The organism is Ensifer sp. ZNC0028 (genome assembly GCF_000799055.1).
GTDB lineage: Bacteria > Pseudomonadota > Alphaproteobacteria > Rhizobiales > Rhizobiaceae > Ensifer.
Window position 1 is genome coordinate 58,181 of the sequence record NZ_JTLA01000101.1, and the last position, 15,966, is coordinate 74,146.

Annotated in this window: 13 protein-coding genes; 5 read left to right on the top strand and 8 right to left on the bottom strand. The window is 62.8% G+C overall.

Features of this window, described 5'->3' with window-relative positions; translation table 11 throughout:
• Positions 1 to 102: 102 nt before the first annotated feature.
• The 8 genes from L981_RS23120 to L981_RS23155 form a co-directional block, all read right to left on the bottom strand.
• Entirely contained in the window at positions 103 to 993 is an 891-nt protein-coding gene (locus tag L981_RS23120; protein ID WP_043621647.1) for a LysR family transcriptional regulator, read from the bottom strand.
• 56 nt (positions 994 to 1,049) lie between these two features.
• Complete coding sequence (locus L981_RS23125) at positions 1,050 to 2,582, bottom strand: ABC transporter ATP-binding protein (RefSeq protein ID WP_043621650.1); 1,533 nt, start codon at positions 2,580 to 2,582, stop codon at positions 1,050 to 1,052.
• Positions 2,583 to 2,587: 5 nt separating this feature from the next.
• A complete protein-coding gene (locus L981_RS23130) occupies positions 2,588 to 3,520 on the bottom strand; it encodes an ABC transporter permease (RefSeq protein ID WP_043621653.1) in 933 nt (310 codons plus the stop codon).
• A gap of 79 nt (positions 3,521 to 3,599) precedes the next feature.
• The gene (locus L981_RS23135) at positions 3,600 to 4,694 is read right to left on the bottom strand and encodes an ABC transporter permease (RefSeq protein ID WP_052201970.1); all 1,095 of its coding nucleotides are present in this window, start codon (positions 4,692 to 4,694) and stop codon (positions 3,600 to 3,602) included.
• Between the two features lie 70 nt (positions 4,695 to 4,764).
• On the bottom strand, positions 4,765 to 5,754 hold the full coding sequence (locus L981_RS23140) for a BMP family protein (protein ID WP_156134202.1): 990 nt from the start codon (positions 5,752 to 5,754) through the stop codon (positions 4,765 to 4,767).
• Between the two features lie 54 nt (positions 5,755 to 5,808).
• Positions 5,809 to 7,104, bottom strand: a complete 1,296-nt coding sequence (locus tag L981_RS23145; RefSeq protein WP_043621657.1) for an amidohydrolase family protein — start codon at positions 7,102 to 7,104, stop codon at positions 5,809 to 5,811.
• A gap of 221 nt (positions 7,105 to 7,325) precedes the next feature.
• Positions 7,326 to 8,114, bottom strand: coding sequence for an aldolase (locus L981_RS23150; RefSeq protein WP_043621660.1), 789 nt, complete (start codon positions 8,112 to 8,114; stop codon positions 7,326 to 7,328).
• A gap of 189 nt (positions 8,115 to 8,303) precedes the next feature.
• The gene (locus tag L981_RS23155; protein ID WP_043621911.1) at positions 8,304 to 9,200 is read right to left on the bottom strand and encodes a LysR substrate-binding domain-containing protein; all 897 of its coding nucleotides are present in this window, start codon (positions 9,198 to 9,200) and stop codon (positions 8,304 to 8,306) included.
• Positions 9,201 to 9,364: 164 nt separating this feature from the next.
• On the opposite strand from L981_RS23155, the gene L981_RS23160 reads away from it, so the two are divergent.
• The 5 genes from L981_RS23160 to L981_RS23180 all read left to right on the top strand — a co-directional run bounded on the left by L981_RS23160 (position 9,365) and on the right by L981_RS23180 (position 15,597).
• The gene (locus L981_RS23160; RefSeq protein WP_043621663.1) at positions 9,365 to 10,756 is read left to right on the top strand and encodes a nucleobase:cation symporter-2 family protein; all 1,392 of its coding nucleotides are present in this window, start codon (positions 9,365 to 9,367) and stop codon (positions 10,754 to 10,756) included.
• Between the two features lie 65 nt (positions 10,757 to 10,821).
• A complete protein-coding gene (locus L981_RS23165; RefSeq protein WP_043621666.1) occupies positions 10,822 to 11,685 on the top strand; it encodes a xanthine dehydrogenase family protein subunit M in 864 nt (287 codons plus the stop codon).
• The gene (locus L981_RS23170; protein ID WP_043621670.1) at positions 11,682 to 12,164 is read left to right on the top strand and encodes a (2Fe-2S)-binding protein; all 483 of its coding nucleotides are present in this window, start codon (positions 11,682 to 11,684) and stop codon (positions 12,162 to 12,164) included. Before L981_RS23165 ends, L981_RS23170 begins: the two co-directional genes overlap by 4 nt.
• Complete coding sequence (locus tag L981_RS23175; protein ID WP_043621673.1) at positions 12,161 to 14,467, top strand: xanthine dehydrogenase family protein molybdopterin-binding subunit; 2,307 nt, start codon at positions 12,161 to 12,163, stop codon at positions 14,465 to 14,467. The genes L981_RS23170 and L981_RS23175 overlap by 4 nt, the downstream gene beginning before the upstream one ends.
• Positions 14,468 to 14,469: 2 nt before the next feature.
• Positions 14,470 to 15,597, top strand: coding sequence for a GTP-binding protein (locus tag L981_RS23180; RefSeq protein ID WP_043621913.1), 1,128 nt, complete (start codon positions 14,470 to 14,472; stop codon positions 15,595 to 15,597).
• Positions 15,598 to 15,966: the final 369 nt, after the last annotated feature.

Here is a 15,966-nt window from a genome sequence, read left to right on the forward strand (position 1 = left end):
GACAGCAATTGGGGTGAGTTCAACCGTTTGGGAATACGAGAAAGGCGCCTGGACGGCGTTGGGCAGCGAGACGGCCGGCCGTTTTTTCCCGGCTTCTCAGACTTATTTCATAACGCTGGCGATGAAGGCCGCTTTCAGACGCTCGGCGGCAGGCGAAAGGCTGTGGTGGCGGCGTTGAAGCAGAGAGACGTCGCGCATGACGATGGGGTCAACGAGATCGACTGTGGTTACCCCGACGGCCGAGGCGAGCTGACCGGAGTTCTCCGGTAGCACCGAAACGCCCATTCCGGCGGCAATCATGCTGATCGCCGTCGTCGAAAAGCGGACCTCGTATTTTGGCCGGTAGTTCGGCACGACGCGAATGAGGTTGTGCTCGACGATGTTGCGCAGCGGGTTGGATGCGGCAAGCGTGATCAGCGTCTCATCCTTGAGCTCGGCCCAGCGCACGGATTTGCGCTTTGCAAACCGGTGATCCTCGCGGCAGACGAGCATCAGCTTGTCGCGTAAGAGCGGGGTGGCGGCAATCTCAGGATCTTCCTCCGAAAGCGTGCCGACGGCGATGTCGACCTCGTGGCGCTTGAGCGCAGGCGTTATTTGCTCCTCGGGCATGTCGCGAATGTTGACGGAGATCTCCGGATACTTGCTCAGGAATCTGGCGATGATCGGCGGCACCACCGTTGCCGCAAGCACGATCGCAGCGGCGATCGTCACCTGGCCGCGCTTCAGGGATGCATTGTCGCGCACGTCGCCAACGGCAAGCTCGAGGTCCTTCAGGATCTTGCGCGCCTGGGGCAGGAATTCCTGGCCGACGAGCGTCAGGGAGACCATGCGCGTGTGCCGGTCAAAGAGGCGCGCACCGATCTCCTGCTCCAGATCCCGGATGAGGATGCTGACCGCAGACTGGGTGAGATGAAGGTTGCGTGCGGCGATGTTGAACTGCCCGAGTTCCGCCACTGCGATGAAGGCCCTGAGTTGCCGCAGGGTTATGTTCATGTAGGCGCGGCCTCCTGTTATTTTGCCCTCATCAAGCCTGTCAGATCTCAGCTTGTCTACCCCGCAAGTGCCGGTTCATCCCTATTGCCGGCCATCAGCAGGCCGAGTTCGTCGAGACGGGAACGGTCCGGCGGCAATTCGCCAAGGATCTCGCCGTGGAACATGACCAGGATGCGGTCGCAGATTGCGAACAGCTCCTCGAGTTCCGTCGAGATCAGCAGAATGGCGCGGCCGCTGTCGCGCTGTCGCAGCATCTCCTCCATCACGAACTCCATCGCGCCGATATCGATGCCGCGCGCAAGCTGATTGACGAGGATGAAATCGGGGTCGCGCGCCAGTTCCCGCGCAACGACGAGCTTTTGCTGGTTCCCCCCCGAAAGTGCTGCGATCGGCTGGTTCTCGTCCCGGCACTTGACGCGAAACCGCTTGATCAGGTCGCGGGTGTGTTCGCCAATGACCCTGCGGTTGAGCATGCCGCCCGTCGCGAACGGCTTCTGGTCGTAGCGTTGGAGAATGGTGTTTTCACTCAGCGACAGCGGCAGCGCGATGCCGTGTTTGTGGCGGTCTTCCGGAATGTGAGAAAAGCGCCGGGCATTGATTTCGGCCGGGTCGAGCCCGGTTATGTCGTTTCCGTTGAGAACGACGCGCCCGGCATCGACCGGCAGCAGGCCGGAGAGCGCCAGCGACAGTTCCGTCTGGCCATTGCCGGATACGCCGGCAATACCGACGATTTCGCCGGCGCGCACGTTGAGGCTCACACCGCGCACGGCCGGAAGGCCGGTCTCTGCGCGGCAGGTAAGGTTTTCCACTGAAAGCACGATACGGCCGGGAGGTTTGGGGCTGCGCGGCAGCTCCATGCGCACGTCACGACCGACCATCATGCGCGCGAGCTCACGCGCATTCGTCTCCCCGACCTTAACCGTGTTGACGACGCGCCCGTCACGCATGACGCTGATGCGATTGCTGACCCGCATCACCTCGTCCAGCTTGTGCGAAATGAAGACGACGGTCTTTCCGTCCTTCACGAGATCGCCCATCAGGGAGAGGAGACGGTCGGTCTCCTGCGGCGTGAGAACGGCGGTCGGCTCGTCAAGGATGAGCAGGTCGATACCGTGAAACAGCACCTTCAAGATTTCCACTCGCTGCTGCTCGCCGACCGAGAGGTCTTCGACGATTGCGTCGGGACGTACGTCGAGGGCGTAGCGCTCGGAAAGGGCGCGGATCTTTCGGTGGACCTTGTCGATATCGGATATGACGCTGAACGCTGAACCCTGGCCGAGGATGTAGTTTTCCGCGACCGTCAGGTTCGGCACGAGCATGAAGTGTTGGTGGACCATGCCGATGCGCTGGCGGATCGCGTCGCGCGGGCTTGCGAACCGCACCGATTGCCCCTTGTAGATGATCTCGCCCTCATCCGGCCGGACCATGCCGCATATCATGCTCATCAGCACGCTCTTGCCGGCACCGTTTTCGCCGAGCAGCGAATGGATCTCGCCTTCCTCGATTTCGAGCGAAACACCATCGCTGGCGACGATCGGGCCGAAACGTTTGCGGAGATTGTCGATGCGCAGGAACGGTTTTTTCCACATGTCGATCACCTCATCTCGTAGGGCTGGCCAAGTTTGCTGGGTGCGGCGCCCTTGCCGCGGAAGGCGACCAGCGTGACGATCGTCATGATGTAGGGAAGCGCCTGGAGCACCTGGTAGGGCACGACGACGGATGCCTGTGCCTGGAGCATGAGTTGCAGCGCGTAGAACAGACCGAAGAGCAACGAAACGAAGAAGGCGCCGATCGGCGACCAGCGGGCAAAGACCACGACGGCGAGGGCGATGAAGCCGCGGCCGGAGGTGATGCCTTCGACGAACTGGTTGGAATGGCCGAGCGTCAGGAACGCGCCTCCGAGCCCCGCAAGCCCTGTGCCAACGAGCACGGCGCCATAGCGGTAGCCAACGACGCTGCGACCGGCGACGTCGACGGCCTTCGGGTGCTCGCCGACGGCGCGAAGCGTCAGGCCGAAGGAGGTACGGTAAAGTACCAGGGTGGCGAGGATGGCGACCAGCACAGTGGAATAGACGATGAGGTTTTGGCGGAAGAACGCCTCGCCGAGAAAGGGCAGGTCGCTCAGCCAGGGAATGTGGACCGGCTGGGCGATCTCGATGCCCTTGCCGGTCGAAACGTAATAGGTGCGGAAGAGAAAAGCCGTCAGGCCCATCCCGAGCAGGTTGAGGGCCGCGCCAACGACGATCTGGTCCGCCTTGATGGTGATCGTGAAGAAGGCAAAGACGAGCCCGAACAGCATGCCGCCGGCAACGCCGGCCAGTAGCCCGAGCGGAATATTGCCGGTGGCTGCGGCCGCAGCGAAGCCTGAGAACGCGCCGACCAGCATCGTGCCTTCAAGCCCGATGTTGAGCACGCCGGCGCGCTCGGAAAAGACCTCGCCGATCGAGGCGAATATCAGGGGCGTGGCAAGCCTCCAGGCGGCCCCGACGAGCGTCGCGAGAAAGGTGAGAGAAATCATGTCGTCCATGGGGCCGATCCTCCAGGAATGTCGCCAAAGTTTTGTTTTCCCGCGGGAGGTCTACAGCCACGTGGGAGTTTCCATGCTTTCAAGCCACTGTCCTGAGGATGTCGCGCAGCTTTGCGAAGGCGACGACCGAGAGGATGACGATGCCCTGAATGACCAGCACCAGGACCTGCGGGACCTGGGAAGTGATCTGGAGGACTTCCGAGCCGGAGCGAAGCGTCGCAAAAAGCCCGCCAGACAGGATCGCCGCCAAGGGATTGTTGCCCGCCAGGAGCGCCACAGCGATGCCCTCGAAGCCATAGCCCGGCGAAATGTTCTGGTAGAGCCGACGTGTGACGCCCGCCACCTCGAAGGCGCCGGCAAGACCCGCCATCGCGCCGCTGATGCACATCGCGATCATTATGTTTCGGGCGACGTTCATGCCTGCATAGCGGGCGGCATGCGGGTTGAGACCAACGACGCGTAGCGCAAAGCCGCGACTGCTTCTCCGCAGGAAAATGTAGAGCGCAACCGCCAGAACCACCGCGACGAGGATGCCGATGTGAAGCCTGAGGTCGGTCACCAGGCGTGGCGTCCAGGCTTCGCGCACCAGCCTTGCCGATTGCGGATAGGCGGCACTCGCGTCGCGCATCGGGCCGGTGACGAGATAGCTCGTCAAGATGAGCGCGATGTAGTTGAGCATGATCGTGGTGACGATCTCGCTCGCCTGAAAGCGCACCTTCAGATAGCCGGCGATCCCGGCCCAGGCAGCGCCCGCCAATGCGCCGGCCAACATCACGAGCGGCGCGTGCACCCAGACGGAAAGACCGTCGATGCTGGTGCCCACGAGCGTTGCGGCGATCGCGCCGACATAGAGCTGGCCTTCGGCGCCGATGTTCCAGATCGAACAGCGGAACGCGACGCAGAGCCCCGCGCCGATCAGGATCAGCGGCGTGGCCTTCAGGAGTATTTCTCCGACCGAGCGCATGTCCTGGAACGAGCCGAAGACCATGACGGTGACGACGTCGCTGCCGTTGAAGCCGTTCAGCCAGAGGAGGAGCGCGCCGAAGGCGAGCGCGACCAGAACCGCCGCGATGGGTGTCAGGGCGCTGATCGCAGCCTGCGAGAGTGTCCTGTAGAAAGCTTGGGCTGCTTGAGAATTCACGGTCTCACGCACTCCCTGGTTTATCTCAGCCATGGGTGTGTCCGGATATTGGTGTGACGCGGGAAGGGCTGCGGCCGGATCTCCTGTCGCAGCATGGAGGCAGCTATTGGCCGCCGGTGTTGATCTCGCCAGAGGCGATCTTGGCGCTGATCGCCTTGACCTCGGCGCGGATATCCTCCGGCACGGAGACCGGGCCGTCGTCGCGGAAGGTGAACGAGATGACCTTCGGATCCTTCAGGCCGAAAACGACGTTCTGCGCTGGCGGGTTGCCGTCCTTGATCGCGCGGACGACTTCGACCACGCCTTGTGCATAGTCGGCGACGTAGAGCCCCAGGATGTTGTTGGGCGCAACCTCGGTAAAGTCGCTGAATATCGAGAAGGAGCGCACGTCCGGGCCGGATTCGGCAATCGCCTGGTAGCCGCCGACGGTTGCGCCCGAAGCGTTCGGCACGACGAAGTCAGCACCTTGCGAAATCATGCTGAGCGCCGCTTCCTTGGCGGCCGTCGTATCGGTGAAGTTGCCGATATAGGCTTCGCTGATCGGGAAGTTTGGATTGACGCTCTTGGCGCCGTTCTTGAAGCCGGTGAAAGCCTGCTGAATCGGCGGGATTTCCATACCGCCGACAAGGCCCGCCTTGCCGCCCATTTTCGCAGCGATCACGCCCATCAGGTAGAAGGGCTGGCTGGTATCGGTGTTGAGCCCGATGACGTTGCCCTCATGGATCGCGCTCGACGAAATCAGGAAATAGGTGTCCGGATAATCGACTGCGACGTCCCGTGCGGCGTCCTGGAACTCGAAGCCGTGCCCGAGGATGACCTTGTAGCCCTGGCTGGCATAGTCGCGAAACGCCTTCTCGAACGAGGCTGGGTTCTGCTGCAGTTCGACATAGCTGATCTTGGCGCCAAGCTGTTCCTCCACGCCTTTCAGCGCATTGTAGCCGATCCGGTTCCATCCCTCTTCGGAAACGCTACCGGGCACCAGCAGGCCCATCTTGAAGTCTTCGGCTTGTGCGTGGTCCAGCCAGAGCATTCCGGCAAGGGCCAGTCCGAGTGTGGACGCAAGCAGTGAACGACGCGAAATATCGATAATCATTTCATTCCTCCCATTAGATTGAAGTCCCAATCCCCCCGGAGCAGCCGTTCCCTTTTATGCGTCCTCCTTCAGGCGGATGTTTTCTGTGGCGCTGTGCGAGACAAGGCGCCCATTCGAGAAGACGAAAGCCCGATCCGGCCCGCCGGCAACCAGCGTGTCGGTATCGATGCAGTCGGTGATGACGAAGTCGGCGCGCGCGCCGGGTCTGAAACCGTAGTCCTTGCCAAGCCCCATCAGCCGGGCAGGGGCCGCGGTGATCATGTTGTGCGCGGCGGCGAGCTCGTCTCCGCGCAGATGGCCGGCAAGCAGTGTCCAGCGGGCGATTTCCAGCATGTCGCCCGAACCGGTCGGGACGAACGGATCCTGGATGTTGTCCGACGCTGTGGCGATGGTGATGCCGGCGCGGTAGAGTTCGGCGACACGCGTCAGTCCGCGCGGCGGCAGAACGTCGTAGTCGCGGCCCTGCAGATAGAGGTTTGCAGCCGGCAGCGTCACGACGCCGACGTCCAGCTTCTTCAGGCGCTCGGCTATTCGAAGGAAATCGCGGCGCGGCAGGGCGCTCAGCACCGAGACGTGGCTGAAGACGCAGCGCCCCTGCATGCCGAAGCGCTCGACGCGATCGAGTGCGGCATCGAGAAGATGCACGCCGGCATTGAGATGTTCGTCGAGGTGCAGGTCGACCGGCTTGCCGGATTTCACAGCGGCGGAAAACAGGATGTCTAGGTAGCGCGGTGGGTCCTCGGAAACCGCGGGCGTTCCGCCGACAGCGTCGGCAAGGGCCACGGCGCCGTCGATGTTCTTGCCCAGCCATTCGAAATCCTGGCCCGGATGCGGCGTCATGAAGGCGACGAGCTGAAGCGTTATGCGGTGCTTTTCGGCATCGCGAATGGCGGCCAGCGTCTCGATGCCATGGAAACCGGCATCCTTATCGACGTTGATGTGGCTGCGGATCGCGGTCGTGCCGCGGGAAAGACATCGCCCGATCGTGCGCGTCGCGCGCTTGTGAATGTCGTCGGGGCCAGCGGTGCGGGCGTATTTCGCAAAGGCTTCGCGGGCGCCCTGGAGAGTGCCGGAGGGATTGGGCGTAAACCGCAGCACACCGGTCTTGTCGAGATGCTGGTGCGCGTCGACGAAGCCTGGCGAAACGAGCATGCCGGAGATGTCTATGCAGGCGCCGCAGGAACCGGTGTCGAGAAAGGGCTCGACGACTGTGATCCGCCCGTCGGCGCCGACGATGATGTCGCTTGCCGACTGCGAGCCGTCATCGTTGATGACGGTTCCGCCCGTAAGGGCAAAAGACTGACCGGGGATCAGTCTTGCGAGCAACGCAGCTGGATTTTCACGTACCATGTCGTTCCCACCTTGTTGTTATGGCGGAAAACTAAGCACGCGCTTTTAATTCAAACAAATTCATTATTTCAATTGTTTGATAAGTAGATCGCAATAATTGCCGATGGCAAGGCAACGCGCGAGTATGGAAAACGTCACGAAAAGAGACGTCCGATCAATCGGTTGACCGGCCATCTGGGACGGGCCGATACGATCGGCTTTTGGCATCGGCCCGGCTCCATTCAGTGCCGGTATTGCGGCTCCTCGGCGTCGAGTTGCCGGCGGATGGCGGCAAGATGAGCCCGTGCAGACTGAGGATCACCCTCGCGCATCTGCCGGTAGGCGGCTTCGGCGATCTCCGGGGCGACCGGCAACACTTCCCGCCCCGTGGACATTGCAAGCACCTGCACTTCGGCCGCCCGTTCGAGATAGTAGAGATCGTCCCAGGCTTCGGCGACTGTCGGCGCCAGGACCAGCACGCCGTGGTGTTTCAGGAAGACGATATCGGCATCGCCTGCTGCGGCTGCAATGCGGGCGCCTTCCCGATGATCGAGGGCAAGGCCGTTATAGTTTTCGTCGGCGGCGGTGCGACCGTAGAATTTCAGCGCCGTCTGGCCGGCCCAGATCAATGGCGCGCCCTCGGTCATGGACAAGGCGGTCGCATAGGGCATGTGCGTATGGAAGGCGACTTTGGCGCGCGGCAGCCGGCGGTGGATTTCGGCATGGATGTAGAAGGCGGTCGCCTCCGGCTCACCGTCTCCGTCGATGACGGTGCCGGCAAAATCGCACACAAGCAGTTTCGAGGCCGTCAGTTCGCGAAAGGCATAGCCGTAGGGATTGACGATGAAGAGATCGTCGTGGCCGGGCACGACAGCGGAAAAATGGTTGCAGATGCCCTCTTCGAAGCCGTTGCGCGCAGCCATGCGGAAGCAGGCCGCGAGGTCTTCCTTGGTGCTGCGGATGGCGTCGGTGGAAAGGTCGGGCCGGTTCGGCCGTGCCGCTTCGGTGCTGCTTTTCAGGGAATGCGCCATGATTGCTCCTGGTTTGGCTTGAGCGGGGAGCGGCGGCCGGGCGAAAACCTGCCGCGCGCAGCGAACGCTGCGCCCTGCCTGCCCGCGGTTTCGCGGTCCAGCAGCGCGCCCAGATAACGCCGGAAATTGCGTGTGGTCAAACAGCGAGGCGGCGCGTCCCCACGCAAGACGTCTTCCCGATGGACGGGTCTAGTGTACGGATTTCAGCAGGAAATCGCGAAACCGCCGGGCGGCGGGAGACAGCGAGCGCGTGCGCTTCTGGATCAGGCTGACTTCGCGCTTGATGTGCGGCTCGGTTGGCGTGCGCACGACGAGGCCCATCGAGGTCGCAAGCCGTGTGACCGCCGATGTCATGATCGCGACGCCGAGCCCGCCCTCGACCATGCCGATAATCGTCAACGGCAAGGCCACCTCCTGCATGGCCTTGTCGAACGGCAGCACGATACCGTTGCGCGCCAGTTCGCTTTCGAGGCGGTCCCTGATCGGGTTGCCGCGGTGCGGGCCGATCAGCTTGCGGTCGACCAGATCGGTCCAGCGGATCTCACGCAGTCTGACCAGCGGGTCCTCCGGGTGAAGCACGATGAGGAATTCGTCGGTCGTCAGCCGGGTACCCATCAATTCGGTGTCGTCCTCCGGCACGGTTCCGATGCCGAGGTCCACCGAACTGTTGGTCACCTGTTCCAAGACGGCGATCTCCGCCACGTCATGGAGCGCGACGGTGATGTCCGGATAAAGCCGGGTGAAGGCGTGGACAAGCTGCGGCAGCATCAATGCCGCCTGCACGGTACCGGCCGCGATCGAAACCTTGCCACGTCGCAATGCATTCAATTCGCGTGAGCTTTCCACCATGCCATCGATGTCGGCGACGGCACGGGCTGCAACCGGCAGGATGTCCATGCCCGCCTGCGTAAGCCGAAGCAGGCGCGTATGCCTGTCGAAGAGGCGCAGCTTCAAATTCTGCTCCAGCTGTCGCACCAGAGTGCTCACCGCCGACTGCGAGGAGCCGAGCCTGTCGGCGGCCAGGGTGAACTGCCCGAGATTGGCGACGGTGACGAAGGCTCGAAGCTGCTTCAGCGTAATGTCCATGCCGATCCATTCATTCAATTACTATATGAATAAATATGATTGTGCCGATTGTTTGCTGATTTGGCCAGCCGCATGATCCGCTTCGTACGGCGTGCGGTGACAAGATCATGAGGCCGAAGTTGCCCTCCCACCGCGCCGGAAGCTGTTCGCTGGGAGGAAAGCGAATGCATACATCCGATACGACCGATCCTGTCGAAAAGATCTACCCAATCCCGAGTTTGATGGCCCTTGGCCTGCAGCATGTTCTCGTCATGTATGCCGGAGCGGTTGCCGTGCCGCTCATCGTCGGCAGCGCCCTTCAATTGCCCAAGGAACAGATCGCGATGCTCGTCAGCGCGGATCTCTTCTGTTGTGGCATCGTCACCCTCATCCAGGCGCTCGGCATCTGGAACATCGGCATTCGCCTGCCGATCATGATGGGGATTTCGTTCACTGCCGTGCCCTCGATCATCGCGACGGGCACCAATCCCGATCTCGGAATGCCGGGCGTCATCGGCGCTGTCATCGGTTCCGGGGTGTTCACGATCCTGGTCGCCCCGTTCTTCGGCCGCTGGGTCCGCTTCTTCCCGCCTGTGGTCACCGGCACGGTGATGCTGGTTATCGGCCTCTCGCTGATGCGCGTCGGGGTCAACTGGGCGGCCGGCGGCCAGCCGATGATCAAGGGTCCTGACGGCATGATGCCGAACCCTGCCTACGGTGCTCCCTTCGCGCTCGCCGTTGCCGCCATCGTGCTCATGTCGATCCTGCTCCTCACCCGCGTTCTCAAGGGCTTCATGGCCAATCTTGCTGTTCTGCTCGGGATCGGGATCGGCTTCGTGGTCGCAATCGCTGCCGGCAAGGTGGATTTCCACGGTGTTGCGCAAGCCGACTGGGTGCGCATCATTCACCCGCTCGCCTTCGGATGGCCGATCTTCGAGTTCTGGTCGATCCTGTCTCTCTGTGCGGTCATGACGGTCATGATGATCGAATCGACGGGCCAGTTCCTGGCCGTCGGCGACATGGCCGGGCGCAAGATCACCGAGGCCGAACTCACCCGGGGTTTGAGAACCGACGGTGTCGGCAACATCATCGGCGGCCTGCTCAACACCTTCACCTATACGACCTATGCGCAGAATGTCGGGCTGCTGCAGATCACCGGCGTGCTCAGCCGTTTCGTGGTGGCAGCCGGCGGCGCCATCCTGATCCTGCTCGGTTCGCTGCCGAAGGTTGCCTTCGTCAGCGCTTCGATCCCGAGCTACGTCGTCGGCGGTGCGGCTATCGTGATGTTCGGCATGGTGTCGGCCACGGGGGTGAAGATCCTGTCGAAGGTGGATTTCGTCGCAAATAGGCGCAACCTCTACATCGTCGCCGTCAGCGTCGGCCTCGCCATGGTGCCGGTCGTTGCCGAGAACATTTTCGACCAGCTGCCGGCAGCGCTCGAGAAGTTTCTGCACAGCGGCGTGCTCGTCGGCACCTTCGCGGCGGCACTTCTCAACATTCTCTTCAACGGTGTCCCCGCCAGGGAGCCGGTGGATGCAGAACTCGCCGAAGGTGCGCCCGCCGCCGACCCGGCCTGAAGGCTCACATCATTAGTCCGGCGGCGCACTTCCGCCGCCGGAGCTCACAACCCCATGAGGAAACCATGAGACGCTTCGATTATCATCGGGCGGAAACGCTGGAGCATGCCTCCCGTCTTCTCACCGAACTCGGTGATGATACGTTTCTGTTCAACGGTGGCACCGATCTTCTGGTCGAGATCCGCGAACGGCTGCGCCGCGTGCGCAACGTCGTCGACATCAAGCAGATCCCCGGCCTTTCCGACATCACCTATGACGAGACGCGTGGGCTCACCTTCGGGGCACTGGTGACGGTCGGGCGCCTGGAGCGTCTGCCGCTGGTTTGCCAGTGCTATCCGAACTTGAGAGCCGCCTTCGCCTCGCTCGGTTCCATCCAGGTGCGCAACCGCGCCACGGTGGTCGGCAATATCTGTCGCGCCTCACCGTCGGCCGATACCATCCCGCCCTTGGTCGCGGACGGCGCCTTCGTGCACATCTACAGCCGCACCAACATGCGGGTCGTGCCGATCGCCGAGTTCTTCACCGGACCCGGCAGGACGGTCCTTGCCAAGGGCGAGATCGTCACCGGTATCACCGTGCCACCGGCAGGCGACACGACAGGCAAGGCCTACATCAAGCACGGTCGCCGCAAGGCGATGGAGCTTTCTACGGTTGGCGTCGCCGTCAGCCTCTCCATGGAAGAGGGCGTTTGCAGCGACATCCGCATCGCGCTTGGTGCGGTGGGTGCCACCGTGCTGCGCGCGCCGCAGGCCGAAGCCATGCTGCGCGGAACGTCGCTCGACGTAGCGACGGTCAGAAGTGCCGCGAGCAAGGCGATGGAGGAGTGCACGCCGATCAGCAACGTGCGCGCCAGTGCCGATTACCGCCGCGACATGGTCGGTGTGCTGACCGGCCGCGCCATCAGACAGGCATTGGAGGCTTTCGCATGAAACGCATGGTCGAATTCACCGTGAACGGCGAAGCGCGGGAAATGGCGGTCGATACCTGTCGCTCCCTGCTCGATGCGCTGCGCGACGATGTCGGTCTCACCGGCACCAAGAAGGGCTGCGACGTCGGCGACTGCGGCGCCTGCACCGTGCTGATCGACGGCGAGCCCGTCAACGCCTGCCTGGTGCTGGCCGTGGAGGTCGAAGGCCGCTTGGTCGAGACAGTCGAGGGCTTGCAGCCGGGCGTCGAAATGCTCCATCCGCTGCAGGACGCCTTCATGCGGCACGGCGCCTCGCAGTGCGGCTTCTGCACGCCTGGCATCCTGATGATGGCCAAGAAGCTGCTCGACGACAATCCGCGCCCAACCGACGAGGACATCCGCTTCGGGCTCTCCGGCAACATCTGCCGCTGCACCGGCTACACCAAGATATTCGATGCGATCAGATCCGCCGCGCGCGAGATGGAGGCAGCAAGATCATGAACATGACCACTCCCATCGAGCAGCGCGAGTTCAAGATCGTCGGCAAGAGCGTCAAGCGCGACGACGTGCTTGAGAAGGTGACGGGCGAGGCGCAGTATACCGGCGACATCAATCTCCCCGGCATGCTGCACGGCAAGATCAAGCGTGCGGCGATCGCCCATGCGCGCATCAAGTCGATCGACGTCAGCAAGGCGCTCGCCTATCCCGGCGTCAAGGCGGTGCTGACACACGAGACCGTGCCGCGCGTGCTGCACTACGGCTCGCCGCATCCGCGCTCGGCCTCCTGCACCAAGGACCAGTACATTCTCGACGACAAGGTGCGGTTCTGGGGCGAGGGCGTCGCCGCCGTCGCCGCGATCAGCGAGGAGATCGCCGACGAGGCGCTCGACCTGATCGAGGTGGAATATGAAGCTTTGCCGGCCGTCTTTGAACCGGAGGAAGCCGCCCAGCCCGGCGCGCCGCTGATCCATGAGGTCGGGCCGGGCGGCAATCTGGTGCTCGACCCGGTTCGCGTCAATCGCGGCGACATCGACAAGGGCTTTGCCGAGGCGGACTTCGTGCTCGAGGGCACTTTCGCAGGCGGGCGGCCGCATCCGGCCTACATGGAGCCGAACGTCTGTGTGGCCGACTGGGACGGCTCCAACAAGCTGACCTTCTGGACCTCGACCCAGACCTCCTTCATGGTCCGCGGCATCCTTGCCGAAGTGCTCGGCCTGCCGCTCACCAAGGTGCGCGTGCTCGTCGACCATATGGGCGGCGGTTTCGGCGCCAAGCAGGACCTGTTCCAGCACGAGTTTCTCTGCGCGCTGCTGGCGAAGGAAACCCGCCGGCCGGTGAAGATGGAGTTCACCCGCCACGAGACCTTCGTTGCCGGTCGCTCGCGTCACCCTTGCAAGATCTGGCTGAAGCAGGGCTTCAAGAACGACGGCACGCTGGTCGCCCGCGACATGAAGCTGGTCTACGATTCCGGTGCCTACGGCTCACACGGTCCGGGCGTGACCATCGTCGGCACCACCGCCGCCACCTCGCTCTATCGCTGCGAGAACGTGCGGCTGGAGGGGCGCTGCGTCTACACCAATACCCCGATCAACGGGGCTTTCCGCGGTTACGGGGTGGTGCAGAGCTACTACGCGCTCGACATCCAGATGGACGAAGCCGCCGAACGGCTCGGCATGGATCCGGCCGAGCTGAAGCTGAAGAACGTGGTGCGCGCCGGCGATATCGCGCCGTCCGGCCACCCGATCATCGGTCACGGGCTTGAAATCTGCCTTCAGCACGGCATCGACGTGCTCGACTGGAAGGCGGTCTGGAACCGCGACCGGACGCCGGATCCGAAGCGCCCGCATATCCGCAAGGGGTGGGGCATCGGTTGCGAGATGCACGGCTCGTCGGCCTATCCCGGTATCAAGGAACAGGGCAACGCCACGGTCAAGGTCAACGAGGACGGCACGGTAACGTTGCTAACCGGTGCTGCCGGGCTTGGCACCGGCGCGCACACGGCGCTGGCGCAAATCGTTGCCGAGGAGCTCGGGGTCCGCTTCGAGGATGTCGGCGTCATCCATGGCGATACGGACGTCGTGCCTTGGGACATCGGCGCGTTTGCCAGCCACACGACCTATCTGGTCGGCACGGCCGCGAAGATGGCGGCGGGCAAGGTGCGCGCCGTCGTGCTCGAACGGGCAGCGATGAAACTGCAGGTTTCGCCGGACGAGATCGACCTTTCCGAAGGCAAGGTCTTCCTCATTGCCGAGCCCGATCGCTGCATGACAGTTGCGGAAGCGATGGGGCCGTCGCGGGGCATCCCCGCCGCCAACATCGTCGCCAATGGTACCTACGAGCCGACGAAATCCTACTCCTTCGCCGCCCACTTCACCGAGGTGGACGTCGATACGGAAACGGGCATCGTCGAGGTCAGGCGCGTCGTGCCGGTGCATGACGTCGGTCGGGTCATCCACCCGATCGCGGCTGAGGGCCAGATCGAGGGCGGCATCCAACAGGGCATCGGCCACACGCTGACCGAGGACTACGTCATCGACAAGAAGACCGGTCGCTCGCTCAACGCGGGCCTCGTCGACTACAAGATGCCGCTGTCGATGGACATGCCCGACATCGAGACGATCATCCTCGAGGCAGCACCCGATCCGGGCGGCCCCTGGGGCGCCAAGGGTGTGGGCGAAGACCCGATCATCGCCATCGGTCCATCGATCGCCAACGCCATCCACGACGCCATCGGCGTCCGCTTCCACCATTATCCGATTACGCCGGAAGACATCCTGAAAGCCTTGAGGGAGAAGGGCGCATGAACATGCATATCGAGCCTGCGAGCCAGCAGAAACTCCCGATCACGATCCTCACCGGGTTCCTGGGATCGGGAAAGACGACGCTGCTCAACTACATCCTCACCGAGCGCCACGGTCATCGCATTGCGGTCATCGAGAACGAATACGGCGAGGTGGACGTCGACAGCGACCTGGTGCTCGCCTCGGACGAGGAGATCTTCCAGATGCAGAACGGCTGCATCTGCTGCTTCGTCGACGTGCGCAACGACCTGATCGACGTGATGAAGAAGCTTTTGAGCCACAAGGACAAGTTCGACCACATCATCGTCGAGACCTCGGGGCTTGCCGATCCGACGCCGGTCGCGACCGCCTTCTTCGTCGACCGCAGCGTCGCCGATGAGGTGGAGCTCGACGCCGTCGTGACGCTGGTGGACGCGATGCATATCGACCAGCATCTCTATGACCCGGTGCTCGACGGCAGCGACAACCAGGCGGTCAACCAGATCGTCGCGGCCGACCGCATCCTCGTCAACAAGATCGACCTTGCAGGCGAAGAGGCCCTCGGTTCGCTGGAGAGCTCGCTGCGCAGGCTCAACCAGACGGCGCCGATCCTCAGATCCACTTACGGCAAGGTTGATCTCTCGAACATCCTCGGCGTCAAGGGCTTCCGGCCGTCCTACGTGCGCGAGCGGGCCGAAATCCTCGACATCGACATGGATGACGATCACGACGCCGAGCATCATCATCATGATTGCAAGGAGCCGTGTTGCGATCACGCCCATCACGACCACGGGCACCACCATCATCATGACCATGGACGCGCGCGCGCAATCGCCCTGCGGCCGCACCAGCATGACGCAACAGTGAAGTCCCACTCCTTCGTCTATCCCGAAGCCTTCGACGGCGAGAAGCTTGGCGGGTTCCTGAAGGATTATCTCGGCGCTCACGGTGGCGACATCTTTCGCACCAAGGGCATCGTTTCCGTTGCCGGCGACGACCGCTTCTTCGTGCTTCAGGCCGTGCACAAGCTCGTCGATTTCCGCCCGGATCATGCCTGGGGCGAAGACAAGCGGAAGTCGAAGTTCGTGTTCATCGGCCGCAATCTCGACCGCGAAAGTATCGACAGAAACTTGCGTGCATGCCTGGTGCCTTAGCAGCGAGTCTCCACGCCGGACGGCGCTTGCGTAAGCCTTTCTGTCTGAGCCGCCCGCGCCCCTCCAGCGCGGGCGGTTGCTGCTGTTTTTCTGATAAAAACTTTTTAAAAACAATTACTTAGATTTATTTTTGTGTTGACAGAAATCACGCGCAGTGGTTCTCTTGAAGGCGAGTAGAAGCACCGACAATTGCTCACCGTCTGTTGGAAGATGAGGCTGCGATGTCGATGCTGATCACACAAGGAACGCCCGGTTGCCCCGCCCAGGGAGCTCATGCGCCGGCCCGTTTTCTCCGTCTTCGGCATTTCCTGAGATCGCGGATCCACGCCCGGCTTCGGCCGGCATGGCGTTCATCGCGCGGCCCCGCAT